Below are 17,008 nucleotides of genomic sequence, written 5' to 3' on the forward strand. Positions count from 1 at the left end.
AAGCGGTATTGCAGCTCTCGTCCGGTGTGCCGGAATCGCGCCCTCGGCTGGGCAAGTCTGACGACGCCGGAGTATGGTTACAAGGAATTCCACGCACCACCCCACTGCTCGTTGAACGCGCTCCCGGGGCGAAATGACGAACAGCAGGAACATTCGAGGTATGGCGGCAATGCCGGCGCAGGGGGCTTCGCTCCCCGTCGACGGCTGCGGTCCCGGCGGCGCTCAACCCTTTGACGGGCGCCTGTATCGAGAGGCAATGGCAAGGAATACGTCGCCCCAGGACTACAATCGGGATTTCGATCGGCGCGGCGGCCAATCTGAGCCGCGGGAATGGGACGAAGCCGACTGGGATCCGGATCAGGAAGCGGCGGCGGGCCATCGTGCGCGCCGGCTGTTGTCGCGTTCCAATTCGGGATTCCATCGCTTCGGTGACGGGTTGGGGTCGTTCCGTCGCTGGCTGGACGGCGGTCGCTGGCTGAAGCGGCTCGTCGTCGTCGTCGGTGCCCTCGTCGTCATCTTCATCGGCTGCTTCGGCGCGCTGTGGTGGCGGCTCGGCGCGGGTCCGATCAATCTCGATATCGCGACACCATGGCTGGCCGCCGCCATCGAGGACAATATCGGCCACGGCAACACCGTGGAGATCGGCGGCACCCAGATCGAGCGGGCCGGGCGGGTTCGTATCGCCGTGCGCATCCGTGACATCATCGTCCGCGACCGCGACCACGCCATCGTTGCCAGTGCGCCGAAGGCCGAGGTGAAGCTGTCCGGGGTGGGTCTGTTGATGGGCCATCTGCGCGCCGAGAGCCTCAATCTCGTCGATGCCGAGCTCGCGATCCGCATCGCGCCTGACGGCACCGTCACGGTCTCGGCCGGCGACACCGCAAAGCCGCTGGCAACCGGCGTTGCGTCCAAGAAGGATGCCGGCCTGCCGCCGACATTCCCGCGCAGTGGCGTGCCGCCGCCGCCCTTCGCCACGGGGCCGGCGAGCCAGGATCCATCTCAAGCCGCATCGCAAGCCGCGCAGCCGACCGCTCAGAGCGGGATTCTTCAGGGCCTCGACTGGCTCGACAGTCTGAGCATGACCGGCCTCGATGGCCAGAACCTCAACGAGATCGGCCTCAAGAACGGCAATCTGATCGTCGACGATCAGCAGCGCGGCAGCAAATGGGCGTTCGAGAACATCACGCTCAGCCTGCGACGGCCGAGCCGTGGCGGCGTCGCGCTCAGCCTCGGCGAGGAGGGCGCGCACCCATGGATGCTGCGCGCCACGATCGGCCCGGCCGAGAACGGCGTGCGCTCGGTCGACATCAAGGCCGACAAGGTCTCGACCTCCAACATCCTGCTTGCGCTGCGGGTGAAGGATCTCACCTATACTGCCGACCTGCCGCTGACCGGCGAGCTCAAGGGCGAGCTCGGCCGTGACGGCGTGCCGACCTTCTTCCGCGGCAAGATCGCGGTCGGCGCGGGCAACATCATCGACACGGACACGCCCGATTACCCGATGGCGATCGACTCCGCCGAGATCAACGTCGAGTGGGACGCCAATCGGCGGGTGCTGGTCGCTCCCTTCAAGGTTCTCTCCGGCGCGAACCGCCTGACGCTGCTGGCCCACCTCGAGCCGCCGAATGGCAACGTCAATGATTGGCAGCTCGGCTTCAGCGGCGGCTCGATCCTGCTTGGCGGCATCGACAACGAACCCCCGCTCGTCTTCAACCGCATCGCGATCGGCTTCCGCTTCGACACCGACCACAAGCGCATGCTGCTGACGCAGGCGGACATCTCCAATGGCGAGATCGGCGTCGCCGGTACCGGCGCCATCGACTATTCGGGCGAGCCGCGGTTGACGCTGGGCTTTGCGGGAACGCCAATGTCGGCCTCCGCGCTCAAGCGGATGTGGCCGACCCTCATCGTTCCCGAACTGCGCGAATGGGTGATCGAGCGGATCGAGCGCGGCACGCTCCAGCGCATCGAGATCGGCATCAATTCGCCGGTGAAGAACCTCCCGCGCAAGGGGCCGCCGATCCCCGACGATGGTCTTGCGGTCAATATCGTGGCGAGCGGCGTCGCGGTGCGCCCGGTGGATGGCATGCCGGTGGTGCACGATGCCGATTTGAAGGCGCGCGTGACCGGGCGCACGGCCACCGTGACTATCGGGCAGGGCATTGCTGACACGCCTGCCGGCCGCAAGGTCACGATCTCCGACTTCACCTTCGAGGTGCCTGACATGGCGCCCAAACCGTCGCCATCGCGGAGCAGGTTCCGCGTCGACGGCCCCGTGCCGGCGGCGGCCGAAATGCTCGCCAACGATCGCCTGAGCGATCTGTCGGCGACTGTCGTCGATCCCAATACCAGCAAGGGGACCTTCTCGGCCAACATCCAGCTCGGCATGCCGGTCAAGGGCGAACTGACCAAGGCCGACACCACCTATGCCGTCACCGCCGACCTCAACGGTTTTGCCGCCGACAAGCTGGTGATGAACCAGAAGCTGGAGGCCAACAACCTCAAGATCGTCGCGAGCAACCAGGGCTACCAGGTCAAGGGCGACGTCAAGATCAACGGACAGGCGGCCTCGCTCGACTATCGCAAGCCGGCCGAGGGCGACGCCGATGTCAGATTGCAGGCGACGTTGGACGATGCCAGCCGGGCCCGGCTGGGATTCGATCTCAGCCCCGCCGTCAGCGGTTCGCTGCCGATCAAGCTGTCGGGCAAGATCGCGAGCGGCCCGGACCAGACGACGAAGCTCGGCGTCGAAGCCGATCTGACCTCGGTCAAGCTCGACAACATCCTGCCGGGATGGGTCAAGCTGCCGGGCAAATCGGGCAAGGCTACCTTCAAGGTGGTGCCGACGGCACAATCGACGCGCTTCGAGGACATCGTCATCGAGGGCGGCGGCGCCTCGATCAAGGGCTCGCTCGAGGTCGACGCGAACGGCGACCTCATGAATGCGAGCTTCCCGACCTATTCGCCGTCCGACGGCGACAAGGCGTCGCTGAAGGTCGAGCGCGGCCAGGACGGCGTGGTCAAGGGCACGATGCGCGGCGACGTGTTCGACGGCCGCGGCTTCCTGAAGTCGGCGATCTCAGGCAATTCCAAGGACGACGCCAAGAACAAGATGAAGAACGTCGATTTCGATATCGACGTGAAGCTCGGTGCCGTCATGGGTTTCAACGGCGAGGCGATGCGCAGCGTCGACGCCAAGATGTCCCGCCGCAACGGCGCGGTCAAAGCCTTCACGCTGAGCGGCAGGATCGGCAAGGACACGCCCGTGGCCGCGGATCTGCGCGGTGGTCGCGCCCAGGGCAACCGCGAGGTGATCTATCTCCAGACCAATGATGCCGGCTCGCTGCTGAAGTTCACTGACACCTACACCAAGGCGGTCGGCGGCCAGATGGTGGTGGCGATGGAGCCGCCGACATCCGAGCCGAACACCTCGCGCGAGGGCCTGATCAACGTCCGCGACTTCACGGTGAAGGGCGAGGCGCAGCTCGAGCGCGTTGCCGCCGGGGCCCCCAACGGCACCGGCAATGGCATCTCCTTCAGCGCGCTCCGCGCCGAGTTCACGCGCCAGAACGGCGCACTCACGATCCGCGACGGCGTGGTCAAGGGCCCGATGATCGGCGCCACCATCGAGGGCTCGATCGACTATCCCGGCAACCAGGTGTGCATGAGCGGCACCTTCGTGCCGATGTATGGCGTCAACAACATCTTCGGCCAGATTCCGTTGTTCGGCATCTTCCTCGGGGGCGGCAACAACGAGGGATTGATCGGTGTGACCTACGAGGTCGTCGGCACGCCGGCGGCCCCCGTGTTGCGCGTCAATCCGATCTCGGCGATGGCGCCGGGCCTGATCCGCAAGGTCTTCGAGTTCAACACCGGCAAGCAGAATTCGCCGTTCGACGAATTCCCGTCGCAATCGAGCGACGGATCGACCGGATCGACGCGTCAGCTATCGAGCGGTTGCAGCCCCGCGCGGCGATAGGCGCGCGCTGCTTTTCTCCGGCGTCGTGGCCGGGTTTGTCCCGGCGATCCACGCGCATCCGCGCACGCGGTGCCCAAGAACGTGGATGCCCGGGACAAGCCCGGGCATGACGATCCCTTGAAACGTTCGCGTTCCCTACGCCGCGCGTACGCCCGCGAGGAACGTTCCGACTTCACCGGAGAGCTGCTCGGCCTGCTTGGAGAGGTTCGAGGCCGCCGCGAGCACCATGCCGGCGGCGTTGCCGGTCTCGTTGGCTGCGGTCGAGACGCCGCCGATATTGGTGGTGACTTCCTTGGTGGCTTCCGCGGTCTGCGAGACGCTGCGGGCGATCTCGGCGGTGGCGGCGCCTTGCTCCTCGATGGCGGCGCCGATCGAGGTGGCGATGCGGCTGACCTCCTCGATGGTGGCGGTGATGCCGCCGATGGCGTCGACGGCCTCCCTGGTCGCGCCCTGGATCTGGGCGATCTTGTCGCCGATCTCGCGGGTGGCTTCCGCGGTCTGGCTGGCGAGCGACTTCACCTCGGAGGCGACGACGGCGAAGCCGCGGCCAGCTTCACCGGCGCGCGCGGCTTCGATGGTGGCGTTGAGCGCGAGCAGATTGGTCTGCGCCGCGATGCTGGAGATCAGCTCGGCGACATGCTCGATCTGCTGGGCACCGTCCGACAGCGCGCGGACGATGGTGTCGGTGCGGCGGGCGCTGTCCACGGCGCGGCCGGTGACTTCCGCGGACTGTGCGACCTGGCGGCTGATCTCGGTGATGGAGGAGGAGAGCTCTTCGGCTGCGGCGGCAACGGTCTGGACGCGCTGGCTGGCTTCGGTGGCGGCGGAGCCGACCACGGCGGCGCGGCGATTGGTGCCTTCGGCGGTGGACGACATCGACTTGGCGGTGGTCTCGAGTTCGCCGGAGCCGGAGGCCATCAGGCCGACGAGCTGGCCGACGGAGGCATCGAACCGGTCGGCGAGCGCGATCAGGGCGTCGCGCTTCTCCTGCTCGTTGCGGGCCTTGGCCGCGACCTGCTCCGCCTCGAGGTTACGCGCCGTCAAAGCGGTCTGCCTGAGCACTTCGAGCGTCTCGGCCATGCGTCCGATCTCGTCGCCGCGATCGGTCTCCTCGACCGGCTTGTCGATGGCGCCGTCGGCGATTTCCTGCATGCGGTTCTTCTGGCGGTCGAGCGCGCCGAGCACGTCGCGGGCGATCAGCCAGGACAGCGCCGCCATCAGCAGCATCAGGCCGACGCCGATGGCGGCGAGCTCCAGCGTCAATGCACGCACGTCGGCATCGATGTCGTCGACATAGAGGCCGTAGGCGATCGCGACGTTCCAGGGCGCGAACTGGCGAGTGAACACCAGCTTGCGGACCGGAACGGTTTCACCCGGACGCGGGAAGAGATAGGACAAGATGCTGCCCTCGGGCGTCTGCTTGGCCGCGTTCACCGTAGCATCGCCGATCACGATGCCATTGGCATCCTTGATGCCGTTGTTCTTGCCTTCGAGCTGAGGCGCGCCGCCATTCATCATCACCGTTGAATCGGCGGTATAGACCACCGCATAGCCTTGGCCGCCGTTGAACTTCATCCGCCGTCCGCGCAGCTTGAATTCGGCTTGCGCATCGGCGAGCGTCATCTTGCCGGCAGTGACCTCGTCCTGAAGCGATTGCGCGAAGCCGTGCAGCAGATCGACCGCCGTCTGCATCTGGCGCGCACGATCTTCGAGCATGCGGGTCTTGCTGAGATAGGCTGATGCGACGATGAGGGCGGTGACGGTGAGTGCTGCGAGACCGACCATGCTGGCAAGCTTGGTGCGGATCTTCAGGTGACTGAGCAGCGTCATGACGGCCTCGCGGTTGTGGAAGGCTTGTTCTCGCGTAGCCGTATCAGGAAGTTCTTACCAATCCTGAACGCAGGGAACGGCGTGCTTGCATGCGGCGCAATTCGCGCAGCTATAGACACGCGTGTGCAGTCGAGGCACCGACGCCTGCGGCGATGTACTAAAAAAATCAGATCGTGATCGCGTTCGCGCGATCAGGCCGGTCCGATCCAGGCATCGATTCGCCGATGCATCATCGCGTTCGGACCAGCGCAGATGTCGCGCGGCTACGCCGCGCGAACACCCGCAAGGAACGTTCCGACTTCGCCGGAGAGCTGCTCGGCCTGCTTGGAGAGGTTCGAGGCCGCCGCGAGCACCATGCCGGCGGCGTTGCCGGTCTCGTTGGCTGCGGTCGAGACGCCGCCGATATTGGTGGTGACTTCCTTGGTGGCTTCCGCGGTCTGCGAGACGCTGCGGGCGATCTCGGCGGTGGCGGCGCCTTGCTCCTCGATGGCGGCGCCGATCGAGGTGGCGATGCGGCTGACCTCCTCGATGGTGGCGGTGATGCCGCCGATGGCGTCGACGGCCTCCCTGGTCGCGCCCTGGATCTGGGCGATCTTGTCGCCGATCTCGCGGGTGGCTTCCGCGGTCTGGCTGGCGAGCGACTTCACCTCGGAGGCGACGACGGCGAAGCCGCGGCCAGCTTCACCGGCGCGCGCGGCTTCGATGGTGGCGTTGAGCGCGAGCAGATTGGTCTGCGCCGCGATGCTGGAGATCAGCTCGGCGACATGCTCGATCTGCTGGGCACCGTCCGACAGCGCGCGGACGATGGTGTCGGTGCGGCGGGCGCTGTCCACGGCGCGGCCGGTGACCTCCGCGGACTGCGCGACCTGGCGGCTGATCTCGGTGATGGAGGAGGAGAGCTCTTCGGCTGCGGCGGCAACCGTCTGGACGCGCTGGCTGGCTTCGGTGGCGGCGGAGCCGACCACGGCGGCGCGGCGATTGGTGCCTTCGGCGGTGGACGACATCGACTTGGCGGTGGTCTCGAGTTCGCCGGAGCCGGAGGCCATCAGGCCGACGAGCTGGCCGACGGAGGCATCGAACCGGTCGGCGAGCGCGATCAGGGCGTCGCGCTTCTCCTGCTCGTTGCGGGCCTTGGCCGCGACCTGCTCCGCCTCGAGGTTACGCGCCGTCAAAGCGGTTTGCCTGAGCACTTCGAGCGTCTCGGCCATGCGTCCGATCTCGTCGCCGCGATCGGTCTCCTCGACCGGCTTGTCGATGGCGCCGTCGGCGATTTCCTGCATGCGGTTCTTCTGGCGGTCGAGCGCGCCGAGCACGTCGCGGGCGATCAGCCAGGACAGCGCCGCCATCAGCAGCATCAGGCCGATGCCGATGGCGGCGAGCTCCAGCGTCAATGCACGCACGTCGGCATCGATGTCGTCGACATAGAGGCCGTAGCTGATCGTCACGTTCCAGGGTGCGAATTTGCGCGTGAACACGGTCTTGCGGACGGGCTCGGTCTGGCCCGGGCGGGGATAGAGATAGGAGGTCACGCCGCCCTGTGCGGCCTGGTCGGCCGTCTTTAAAATGGCGTCGGCGATCAGGACGCCGTTGGAGTCCTTGGCGCCGGTGATCTTGCCTTCGAGCTGTTGGTTGGCGCCGTTCACGAGGAGGGACGTGTCGGGATTGTAGACGACAGGATAGCCCTGGCCGCCGTTGAAGCTCATGCGGCGGCCGCGCTGGTGGAACTGGGCCTTGGCCTCGGCCTGCGTCAGCTTGCCGGCGGCGACCTCGTCCTGAAGCGATTGCGCGAAGTTGTAGAGGAGTTCCACGGCGGTCCGCATCTGCTGGACGCGGTCCTCCATCATGCGGCTCTTGCTGAGATAGGCCGATACGCCGATGATGGCTGTGACCGTGAGCGCCGCGAGACAGACCATGCTGGCGAGCTTGGTGCGGATCTTGAGATGACTCAGCAGCTTCATCGCAGCCTCTAGAGAATGGTTATTATTGCTCGCGTCGGTAGCATGAAGTTCTTACCAATCATGAATGGACGCATGCGACGAGCTGCCGCGAGAGCAGCATTCGCAGCTGCATGCGCAAACATGCAGGTTCAATGCGCCCCACGATGCGCGTGCCGCGTCAGGTCGCGGAGAAAAATGATGTCGGAACGTGGCCAGGGCCAAGCCTGGCCGGAGCAGCAATGAGCCGATTCGCGCACCGTATCGTCATGTCGGTGCTGCTCGTGGCGGCCCTCGTTCTCATCTGGAACGTGCTGGGGACGCGATGAGTCGGCACCGGCAGATCCGCCGGTGCCATCCATTACTTGCGCGTCAATTGCACGCGTCAGCGTCGCGCGAAGGCGCCGCCGGTCGAGCCGCTCTCCTTGCCCATCACCGCATCGACGCTGACAGGGCCACCGCCGGCCGCCGAGAGGTAGAGGCAGGCAAAGCAGAACAGGATCGCCGCGGTGCCGCCATTGAGCACCGGCAGGAACACCGGCGCTTCGCCCTTGAACATGTGTCCCATGAAATAGGCGAAGGCCATTTCACCCGAGAGAATGAAAGCCGAGAGGCGGGTGAACAGGCCGATCATCAGCAGGCCGCCAATCACCAGTTCAAGCGTCCCGGCTGCGCCGTAAAGCGACATCAGTTCGACTTTCGCGAACATCGGTACAGGCGGAAACTTGAACAGCTTGGCGATGCCGTACTGGAACAGCAAGAGGCCGGTGATGAAGCGAAACAGGCTCAGGAGAACCGGTTCAAAGCGACTGAGATAGGGAAAGTTCATTGGTTTGTGCCCTCCATCCAATGGGCGACTTGGACCGTATTCAGTTCGGCCTCGCAAGCCACCCGGGGTCAATTCCGCGCTGACATTTTTGTCATGTGGACAAAATATCGCAGTTCGTCCCTTAACTCCGGTTGCGCCCGACTGTTTCACACGCGGTGCCGTGTGTGTCGTCCGTAATTTCCCGGTGACGCGGAGGAATGCAGGTTACGTCGGGGAGACCTACTCCCGCAAGGCGGGGACAATCAGGAATGGAATCATTCCGAGGATCACGCTCGCTAGTGCGAAGACGAGCAGGAGATTGTAGCCGTGCGTGAAGTCGTGGATCAGACCGCCGCTCCATGAGCCGAACGCCGATCCCAATCCGCTGCCAATCGAGATCGTGCCGTAGATCGTGCCGACGCGCCTGCCCCTGAAGATCTTCATCGCCGTTGCCGTGATCAGCGGCCCGCGCGAGCCCATCATGCTGCCGAAGCAGACGACGAAGCCGGTGAGCAGGAGAATGTTCGGATAGTATTGCAACAGCCAGAGCAGGAAGATGCCAAGGATCGAGATCGCGTAGCTCAGGAGCACGGAGGGCCTGCGTCCGATCAGCCCGTCGAGCGCTGAGACCCCCAACATGCCGAACACCAGCACCACGCCCGAGAAGCCCCAGGCCGTCGCGGCCTGGAGCGGTGGAAAGCCGGCATCGATCAGATAGGCCACGATCTGCGCTGCGATCGCATACATGCCGACGGCGGTGAAGAAGAAGGTCGAGAACAGCGCCCAGAAGGCGTGATGGCGTATCGCGGCCGGAAGCGTCCAACCGTCGTCGACGAAGTCGGGGTCGGTCCTCTTCACGACATGCGGCGAGCCCGAGGCGAACAGCCGCCACGGCAGCAGCATAAGCGGCAGCAGCAGGCCCAATACGGCGAAGCCGAAGAGCTGGTAGGTGCCGCGCCAGCCGAGATGGTCGATCAGGAGCTGCGAGGCGGGCAGCAGCGCCAGCACGCCGCCGCCCATCGCCGAATAGACAACCGCCATCGCGGTCGGCAGCCTTGGCCCGAACCAGCGGCCGAGCAGGATCGAGTTCGGCACGTTGCCGATGAAGGCGACGCCGATGCCGACGAACAATCCGATCGAGAGCTGGAACTGCCAGAGCGCCTGCGCGTGGCCGGCAATCAGGAAGGCGGAGCCGAGCAGCAACAGGCCGAGCGCGTAGACGATGCGCGGCCCGGAATGATCGAACAGGCGCCCGACCAGCGGCGCGGTCAGCCCGCTGACGAGCCAGGTCAGCGAATAGATCGAGACGACCTGTGCGCGGTCCCAGCCGAAGCTTACGGAGATCGGCTTGAGGAAGACGGTGAAGCTCTCGCTGAGGCCGCGGCCGAGAACTGCAAGCGTGAAACACAGTGCGAGCACGACGAGCGCGATACGCACGGCGTCTTGCGACGTGGCCGCGGCGCGTTCCCCGGTCATCTCCCTGGGCGTGTTCTGGTCCATTGCCGGTCAGGGAGCGCGCTTCGGCGCGCCCTGACAAGCATCAAAAGCTCATACGCCTATGCAGGCCTGATGAGGACGTGCTTCTTCTTGCCGAAGGACAGCTTGATGACGCCTTCCGGCGTCAGATGGCCCGTGGACAACGCCATCTTCTCGTCGTTGACGGGCTCGTCGTTGACGCGCAGGCCGCCGCCCTTGATCTGGCGTCGCGCCTCGCCGTTGGAGGCAACGAGGCCCGCCTTGACGAAGGCATTGAGCACGCCGAGACCGGCGTCCAGCTCGCCGCGCGGAATTTCGATCGTCGGCAGGCTTTCGGCCAGCGCGCCTTCCTCGAAGGTGCGGCGCGCGGTTTCTGCGGCTTCGTTCGCGGCGTCGCGGCCATGCAGCAGCGCGGTCGCCTCGGTGGCGAGCACCTTCTTGGCCTCGTTGATCTCCGAGCCACCGAGCGCCTCGAGCTTCTTGATCTCGTTCATCGGCAGCGTCGTGAACAGCTTCAGGAACTTGCCGACGTCCGCGTCCTCGGTGTTGCGCCAGTACTGCCAGAAATCATACGGCGAGAACTGGTCGGCGTTGAGCCAGACCGCGCCTTGCGCGGTCTTGCCCATCTTGGCGCCCGAGGCCGTCGTCAGCAGCGGCGTCGTCAGCGCGAACAGCTGGTGCGTGCCCATGCGGCGGCCGAGATCGACCCCCATGATGATGTTGCCCCACTGGTCGGAGCCGCCCATCTGCAAGCGGCAGCCGGTGCGCTTGGCGAGCTCGACGAAGTCGTAGGCCTGGCAGACCATGTAGTTGAACTCGATGAAGCTCATCTCCTGCTCGCGTTCGAGGCGGAGGCGCACGGAGTCCATGCTCAGCATGCGGTTGACCGAGAAGTGCCGGCCGACGTCGCGCAGCATCTCGATCCAGTTCAGCTTGGTCAGCCACTCCGCATTGTCGAGCATCACGGCGTCGCTCTTGCCCTCGCCATAGCGGAGCACCTTCGCGAACACGCCGCGGATCGAGGCCTTGTTGGCCTCGATCTCGGCGACGGTGCGCATCGCGCGCGTCTCGTCCTTGCCGGAAGGATCGCCCACCATGGTGGTGCCGCCGCCCATCAGCGTGATCGGCTTGTTGCCGGACTGCTGGAGCCAGTGCAGCATCATCATGGTCAGGTAGTTGCCGATATGCAGCGAGGGGGCGGTGCAATCGTAGCCGACATAGGCGGTCGCCTCGCCCTTGGCGGCGAGCGCATCCAGCCCCTCGAAATCGGAGCACTGGTGGATGAATCCACGTTCCTGCAGGGTATTGAGGAAATCCGATTTAAATGCAGTCATCTGTCGGCGAGCCTGACAATTCTTGGTTTACTGTTTTGGGGGCAATTTAAGAGTCTTGCGTGGGAACCCGGTTGCCGCCCGCCACTTTTGGCGCTGTGGCATTATAAGATGTGTCCCTCTGGCACAAGATCGGCATGCCAGGGCGGGTCTGTTGAGGACGCTGATCCATGATGTTGACGGCACTCGGTTTGATGAGCGGCACCTCGCTGGACGGGGTCGATGTCGCGCTGATCGAAACCGATGGGAGGCAGGTGAAAGCGTTCGGACCCTCCGGCTACCGGCCCTATAGCCCGGCCGAGCGCAATCTGCTGCGCCAGGCGCTCTCCGAGGCGGTGCATTTGCAGCAACGCGATGCCCGGCCAGGCGTTCTGGCCGAGGCCGAGCGCGCTGTGACGCGGGCCCATGCCGAGGCGGTGGCCGCCTTCGTTGCCCAGAACCGGATGAAGCCGGAGGACATCGACATCGTCGGCTTCCACGGCCAGACCGTGCTGCACCGGCCCGAAAAGCGCCTGACAGTGCAGATCGGCGATGCGCCGGCGCTGGCCAAGGCCATCCATATTCCGGTGATGTATGATTTCCGCACCGCCGACGTCGAGGCCGGCGGGCAGGGCGCGCCCTTCGTGCCGGTCTACCACCGCGCGCTCGCCAACTCGCTGGAGCGCGAGGGGCCGATCGTCGTGGTCAATATCGGCGGCGTCTCCAACATCACCTATATCGACGGCAACGATACGCTGATCGCCTGCGACACCGGGCCCGGCAACGCGCTGCTCGACGATTTCATGTACCGCACCATGAACCAGGCGTTCGATGCGGAAGGAAAGTTCGCCGCCCTCGGCAAGGCGGACGAAGCCTGGATCGTGCGGGCGCTGGAGCTGCCGTTCTTCGCAGCTCCGCCGCCAAAGTCGCTCGACCGCAACGACTTTGCCGCGCTCAGGCTCGGCGAGGTGCCGCCGGCCGACGGCGCCGCGACGCTGACTGCCTTTACCGCCGCCGCGATCGCCCGCATCATTCCGCTGCTGCCGCGGCGGCCGCGGAGCTGGATCGTCTGCGGCGGCGGCGCCCGCAATCTCACCATGCTGCGGATGCTGCGGGAGCGGGTGGGATCGGCCACCGTCGAGGCCGCCGAGACGCTCGGCTGGGCCTCGGACGCCATCGAGGCGCAGGCCTTCGGCTTCCTCGCCGCCCGCGGGCTAAAGGGCCTGCCGCTGTCCTATCCAGCGACCACCGGCGTGCCGATGCCGATGACGGGCGGGGTGATGGCCCGGCCCTGAGGCCGCGGGTTCATGCAGAAGCATTGACCTTGACAGGTAAATGCAAGTGCATCTATATTGATGCAGTTGCATCTAACTGTCGGGATCCTCGCCATGACCGCTACGCTCAAACTGATCAGCCACAAGCTTTGCCCGTATGTGCAGCGCGCGGTGATCGCGCTCAAGGAGAAGGGCGTCCCGTTCGAACGGATCGACATCGATCTCGCCGACAAGCCCGACTGGTTTCTAAAATTGTCGCCGCTCGGCAAGGTGCCGGTGCTGGTGGTGACGACCGACAAGGGTGAGGTCGCGCTGTTCGAGAGCAACGTGATCTGCGAGTACATCGAGGAGACGCAAGCCGGCGCGAAGCTGCATCCGGCGGATGCCTTGAAGCGGGCCGAGCACCGCGCCTGGATGGAGTTCGGTTCGGCGATTCTCGGCGATCTCTGGGGCCTGGAGACCACGACCGATCCGGCGACCTTTGAAAGCAAGCGCCAGGCGGTTGCGTCAAAGTTCGCGCGTGTGGAAGCGGCGCTCGGGGCAGGGCCCTATTTCGCAGGCGAAGCATTCAGCCTAGTCGATGCGGTGTTCGCGCCGGTCTTCCGCTATTTCGACCTATTCGACGAGCTGACCGATCACGGCATCTTCCGCGATGTGCCGAAGGTCCGCGCCTGGCGCGCTGAGCTTGCAAAACGGCCGAGCGTACGCACTGCGGTCGGCGCGGACTATCCGCAATTGCTGCGCGCCTTCCTCGTGCGCCACGACGCGCATCTGCTCAAGCTCGCGGCCTGAGTTCACGTCCATGTCGCAATCCATGGCCTGGCTGATGCTGGCAATCGCCGGCGCACTCGATGTCGGCTGGGCGATCTCGATGAAATATGCGGAAGGCTACACGCGGGCGGGCTGGAGCATCGCTTCGCTCGTGCTGCTCGCGGCCTTCGTCTTCCTGCTCGGGCGTGCCTTGAAAGTGCTCGAGGTCGGCGTCGCCTATTCGGTGTGGACCGGAATTGGTGCCGCCGGCACGTTCCTGATGGGCGTCGTGCTGTTCGGCGAGTCCCTGAGCGCGATGAAGCTTGCGGGCATCGCGCTCGTCTTGATGGGAATCGTCGCGCTCAAGATGGCTTAGGCGCAGGCCTTAGCGGACGTTCGCCAGCCGCATGTCGAGATAGGCCGTGATGGTTTCCATCAGCGGCTCGAGCTTGGCGTCGAAGAAGTGGTTGGCGCCGGGGATGATCTGCTGGTCGATCACGATGCCCTTTTGCGTCTTCAGCTTCTCGACCAGCGTGTTGACGTCCTTGGGCGGCACCACCGCGTCCTTCTCGCCGTGCACGATCAGCCCTGAGGACGGGCAGGGCGCGAGGAACGAGAAGTCATAGAGATTGGCGGGCGGCGCGATCGAAATAAAACCTTCGACCTCGGGACGGCGCATCAGCAGCTGCATGCCGATCCAGGCTCCGAAGGAGAAGCCGGCGACCCAGCAGGCGCGCGCTTCGGGATTGATGGTCTGCGCCCAGTCGAGCGCGGCCGCCGCATCCGACAATTCGCCGGTGCCGTGGTCGAACGAGCCCTGGCTGCGGCCGACGCCACGGAAGTTGAAGCGCAGCACCGAGAAGCCGCGATGCGCGAAGGCGTAGTAGCACTGATACACGATCTGATGATTCATCGTGCCGTGGAACTGCGGATGCGGATGCAGAATCATCGCGATCGGCGCGTTCTTCTGCTTGGCCGGGTGGTAGCGGCCTTCGAGACGGCCGGCGGGGCCGGCGAAAATGACTTCAGGCATGATGGTCCCTGATTGAGTCCCTTGAAGGTGATTCCTGAGCAATCAACCGATCACGCCTCCATCGGCCGTTCCGCCGACGAAAGCACAATGAAGGGTAGAGGGGCGCGCCCTCGGATGATGCGCGAGTGGCGCGCGGGTGAACTGACGCGCGCCTTCTAACACGAGGCGAGGGTCAAAAAGCAAGCATCTTGAACATCTCTCAATGTGGTCAAGACGTTAGCTGGTCATCGCGGCGTCATGGATGACTCCTCGCCATCGGCCTGCCGCCGTCACGATCGAGCGAGACCGATCGCGAGAGCCTGCCTTGAGTTTGCGCGCCACGGTCAAGCGATTGGAAACACGGTGATTTATCGCTTGCTGGCGATTCCCGATCCGCTTCAGGTCGAGGCATTATCGCTGCTGAGCGAGGCGACCGCCGGCCGGTAGCGACGGCTGCCCTGAAGCGTCTGCCCGTTGTCGAAGGTGAGCTCGAAATCGCCCGATGGCTTGAGATCGACCCCGCTGACCCGGCCGAGATTGGCAAGTCTGGTCCGGTGGATGCGAACGATGCCAAAGCGAGCAAGCTCGCCTTCGGCCACGGCCAGCGTACCGCGGATCAAGTGTTGGGCGCCGTCAGCGAGACTGTACTCGATGTAGTTGCCGGCGGAGGCGACCCAAAGGATCTCGCGCGGGGCGACCCGAATGCGGCTTGCGCCGTCCCGCAGCCAGATCAGGTCGGGAGGCGGAGACTGTCGCGGGGCGGCCGGCCCGGAGGGGGCGGCCATTGCAACCTTCTTCAGTTCGCGGCGGCTTTCGAGCAGCCACAGCGTGCCGCCGATCAGGAGGACGGCCACGCAATCCTTGCGAAACTCATACAGGACGGTCGCAAGCGAGAAGTGGAAGTCGTAGGTGCCTCCGGCGAGCCAAAGCGCGAGTTTCCGGATCCAGACCATGCCGGTGATGTGGAGAGCCGAGAAGCTGACCAGGGCGACCACTCCGATTCCGGCCCGTCTGGCGAGACCCGAGGCACGGCGCATGCGCCGGACGGCGAGCACGAGGATCGGCAGCAGCAGCAGAATGGTGGCGATGCTGGACATTTCCCAGAACAGGCGCCGGCTGACGTCGTAACTGTCGCCGCGCCAGGCAGCATCCTGTGCGCCGGAGAGCGCGTTCACGATTCCGATCGCCACCGAGACCGCTGCGATGGCGCCGAGCATTGTCCAGTCGCCGCCACCGCTGGCCCCGAAAAGTCGACCGCTCGTCCCAGAGGCCTGCGGCTCGTCCCGAGCGCTGCGGTCCCCATCCCAAGGCGGCTCGACGCGCTCCGTCCGTGGTGCATTTTCGGTGTCAGCCATGGCCAAAGAACCGTGCTTGGCGTCCCGTCAAGGAGCAGAAAACCATGTCAACACCACAGCAACTCTCGAACCCGGAACGGCGCATCGATCTGGACTGGTTGCGGATTGGCACCTTTGGGCTGCTGATCTTCTACCACGTTGGCATGCTCTACGTGTCCTGGGGATTTCACATCAAGAGCGTGCACCGGCTGACCTGGCTCGAGCCGCTGATGCTGGTCCTCAATCCCTGGCGGCTGTCGCTGCTGTTCCTGGTATCGGGGGTCGCGACCCGTTTCATGCTTGGTAAGTCGTCCAGCCTGGCTTCGCTCGCCGGTGCGCGCTCAGCGCGACTGCTGATCCCGCTGATCTTCGGCATGTTCGTGATCGTACCGCCCCAATCCTATCTCCAGATCGTCGAAAGCCTCGGCTATCCTGCCGGCTTCGTCGACTTCTACGTCCATCACTACCTGGCTTTCGGGGCGCAGTTCTGCCCCAATCCGTGCATCGTCCAGCCGACCTGGAACCATCTCTGGTTCGTGGTCTATCTGTGGGTCTACACCATGGCCGTGATCGGCGTGCTTGCGCTGTGGCCGGCCGCTGCGGATTGGCTGGGCCGCAAGCTTGCCCGGATGCTCGCGGGGCCGCGGTTGCTGATCCTGCCGTGCCTCGTATTCGCGGCTTGGCGGCTGTTTCTGTTTCCAGTCTTTCCGTCCACCCACGCCCTGTTCGGCGACTGGTACAACCATGCCGACTTCGCGACCGTCTTCCTGATCGGCTTCCTGCTCGCGAAGCAGGTCGACGTCTGGTCCGACATCGAGCGCCGGCGCTGGACTGCGCTGGCTCTCGCGGCCGGTTGCTTCATCGTCTTCATGGTGCTTTTCGCAGGCCTGCTGCCGCCGTCGCTGCTGCTGAAACGATGCGCCAGCATCGCCTATGGCTGCTATCAGTGGCTTGCGATCGTAACTGTGCTTGGTTTCGCGCGACGGCACTTCACCGCCGATGGGCCCGTGCGCCGCTATCTGACGGAGGCGATTTTCCCGTACTATATCGTGCATCAGACCGCGATCATCATGATTGCGCACGCGCTGCAGGGCGCTGGTCTGTCGGCCGGAGCCGAAGCCTCCATCGTGATTGCCGGCACGGCGCTGGCCTGCGTGGTCACCTACGAGATCGTGCGGCGGATCGCCTGGTTGCGGCCGCTGTTTGGACTGCGGGTGCAGGCGCGCCGCCCGCTCGCGATCGCGCAGCAGGCGGCGTGATGGCAACGGGTTCCGATTGGCGCGATGGCGAAAGCTGCTAAG

At 65.2% G+C, this 17,008-nt stretch carries 12 protein-coding genes; 5 read left to right on the forward strand and 7 right to left on the reverse strand.

Features of this window, described 5'->3' with window-relative positions; genetic code table 11:
• Positions 1-169: 169 nt before the first annotated feature.
• Complete coding sequence (locus GPL20_RS26510) at positions 170-3,979, forward strand: YhdP family protein (RefSeq protein WP_167533231.1); 3,810 nt, start codon at positions 170-172, stop codon at positions 3,977-3,979.
• A 135-nt stretch (positions 3,980-4,114) separates the two neighbouring features.
• Here GPL20_RS26510 and GPL20_RS26515 read toward each other — a convergent pair whose 3' ends face one another.
• The 5 genes from GPL20_RS26515 to tyrS form a co-directional block, all read right to left on the reverse strand.
• A complete protein-coding gene (locus tag GPL20_RS26515; protein ID WP_157333172.1) occupies positions 4,115-5,809 on the reverse strand; it encodes a methyl-accepting chemotaxis protein in 1,695 nt (564 codons plus the stop codon).
• A gap of 263 nt (positions 5,810-6,072) precedes the next feature.
• On the reverse strand, positions 6,073-7,767 hold the full coding sequence (locus GPL20_RS26520) for a methyl-accepting chemotaxis protein (protein WP_157333174.1): 1,695 nt from the start codon (positions 7,765-7,767) through the stop codon (positions 6,073-6,075).
• 361 nt (positions 7,768-8,128) lie between these two features.
• Complete coding sequence (locus GPL20_RS26525) at positions 8,129-8,572, reverse strand: DoxX family protein (RefSeq protein WP_157333176.1); 444 nt, start codon at positions 8,570-8,572, stop codon at positions 8,129-8,131.
• A 219-nt stretch (positions 8,573-8,791) separates the two neighbouring features.
• On the reverse strand, positions 8,792-10,051 hold the full coding sequence (locus GPL20_RS26530; RefSeq protein ID WP_157333178.1) for an MFS transporter: 1,260 nt from the start codon (positions 10,049-10,051) through the stop codon (positions 8,792-8,794).
• 56 nt (positions 10,052-10,107) lie between these two features.
• Complete coding sequence (tyrS, locus tag GPL20_RS26535; protein WP_157333180.1) at positions 10,108-11,361, reverse strand: tyrosine--tRNA ligase; 1,254 nt, start codon at positions 11,359-11,361, stop codon at positions 10,108-10,110.
• A gap of 167 nt (positions 11,362-11,528) precedes the next feature.
• Here tyrS and GPL20_RS26540 point away from each other — a divergent pair, with 167 nt between their 5' ends.
• The 3 genes from GPL20_RS26540 to GPL20_RS26550 all read left to right on the forward strand — a co-directional run bounded on the left by GPL20_RS26540 (position 11,529) and on the right by GPL20_RS26550 (position 13,737).
• Complete coding sequence (locus GPL20_RS26540; protein ID WP_157333182.1) at positions 11,529-12,632, forward strand: anhydro-N-acetylmuramic acid kinase; 1,104 nt, start codon at positions 11,529-11,531, stop codon at positions 12,630-12,632.
• Positions 12,633-12,725: 93 nt separating this feature from the next.
• On the forward strand, positions 12,726-13,403 hold the full coding sequence (locus tag GPL20_RS26545; protein WP_157333184.1) for a glutathione S-transferase family protein: 678 nt from the start codon (positions 12,726-12,728) through the stop codon (positions 13,401-13,403).
• Positions 13,404-13,413: 10 nt separating this feature from the next.
• Entirely contained in the window at positions 13,414-13,737 is a 324-nt protein-coding gene (locus GPL20_RS26550; protein WP_157333186.1) for a DMT family transporter, read from the forward strand.
• Between the two features lie 9 nt (positions 13,738-13,746).
• Here GPL20_RS26550 and GPL20_RS26555 read toward each other — a convergent pair whose 3' ends face one another.
• Positions 13,747-14,394: an alpha/beta hydrolase gene (locus GPL20_RS26555; RefSeq protein ID WP_018641706.1), complete on the reverse strand. Its 648-nt coding sequence runs from the start codon at positions 14,392-14,394 to the stop codon at positions 13,747-13,749.
• A gap of 377 nt (positions 14,395-14,771) precedes the next feature.
• Entirely contained in the window at positions 14,772-15,590 is an 819-nt protein-coding gene (locus GPL20_RS26560) for a LytTR family DNA-binding domain-containing protein (RefSeq protein WP_246251004.1), read from the reverse strand.
• A gap of 182 nt (positions 15,591-15,772) precedes the next feature.
• Between GPL20_RS26560 and GPL20_RS26565 the strand changes: the two genes are divergently transcribed.
• Positions 15,773-16,966: an acyltransferase family protein gene (locus tag GPL20_RS26565; protein WP_157333189.1), complete on the forward strand. Its 1,194-nt coding sequence runs from the start codon at positions 15,773-15,775 to the stop codon at positions 16,964-16,966.
• The last annotated feature ends 42 nt before the right edge of the window (positions 16,967-17,008 follow it).

Origin of the sequence: Bradyrhizobium cajani (assembly GCF_009759665.1) — a bacterium.
Taxonomy (GTDB): Bacteria; Pseudomonadota; Alphaproteobacteria; order Rhizobiales; family Xanthobacteraceae; genus Bradyrhizobium; species Bradyrhizobium cajani.

Bases quoted from the DNA above. Each gene is read 5' to 3' on its own strand.
- GPL20_RS26520 (WP_157333174.1), bottom strand. From the start codon at position 7,767: ATGAAGCTGCTGAGTCATCTCAAGATCCGCACCAAGCTCGCCAGCATG.
- GPL20_RS26545 (WP_157333184.1), top strand. From the start codon at position 12,726: ATGACCGCTACGCTCAAACTGATCAGCCACAAGCTTTGCCCGTATGTG.
- GPL20_RS26510 (WP_167533231.1), top strand. From the start codon at position 170: ATGCCGGCGCAGGGGGCTTCGCTCCCCGTCGACGGCTGCGGTCCCGGC.
- GPL20_RS26540 (WP_157333182.1), top strand. From the start codon at position 11,529: ATGATGTTGACGGCACTCGGTTTGATGAGCGGCACCTCGCTGGACGGG.
- GPL20_RS26530 (WP_157333178.1), bottom strand. From the start codon at position 10,051: ATGGACCAGAACACGCCCAGGGAGATGACCGGGGAACGCGCCGCGGCC.
- GPL20_RS26565 (WP_157333189.1), top strand. From the start codon at position 15,773: ATGTCAACACCACAGCAACTCTCGAACCCGGAACGGCGCATCGATCTG.
- GPL20_RS26525 (WP_157333176.1), bottom strand. From the start codon at position 8,572: ATGAACTTTCCCTATCTCAGTCGCTTTGAACCGGTTCTCCTGAGCCTG.
- GPL20_RS26550 (WP_157333186.1), top strand. From the start codon at position 13,414: ATGTCGCAATCCATGGCCTGGCTGATGCTGGCAATCGCCGGCGCACTC.
- tyrS (WP_157333180.1), bottom strand. From the start codon at position 11,361: ATGACTGCATTTAAATCGGATTTCCTCAATACCCTGCAGGAACGTGGA.
- GPL20_RS26560 (WP_246251004.1), bottom strand. From the start codon at position 15,590: ATGCTCGGCGCCATCGCAGCGGTCTCGGTGGCGATCGGAATCGTGAAC.
- GPL20_RS26515 (WP_157333172.1), bottom strand. From the start codon at position 5,809: ATGACGCTGCTCAGTCACCTGAAGATCCGCACCAAGCTTGCCAGCATG.
- GPL20_RS26555 (WP_018641706.1), bottom strand. From the start codon at position 14,394: ATGCCTGAAGTCATTTTCGCCGGCCCCGCCGGCCGTCTCGAAGGCCGC.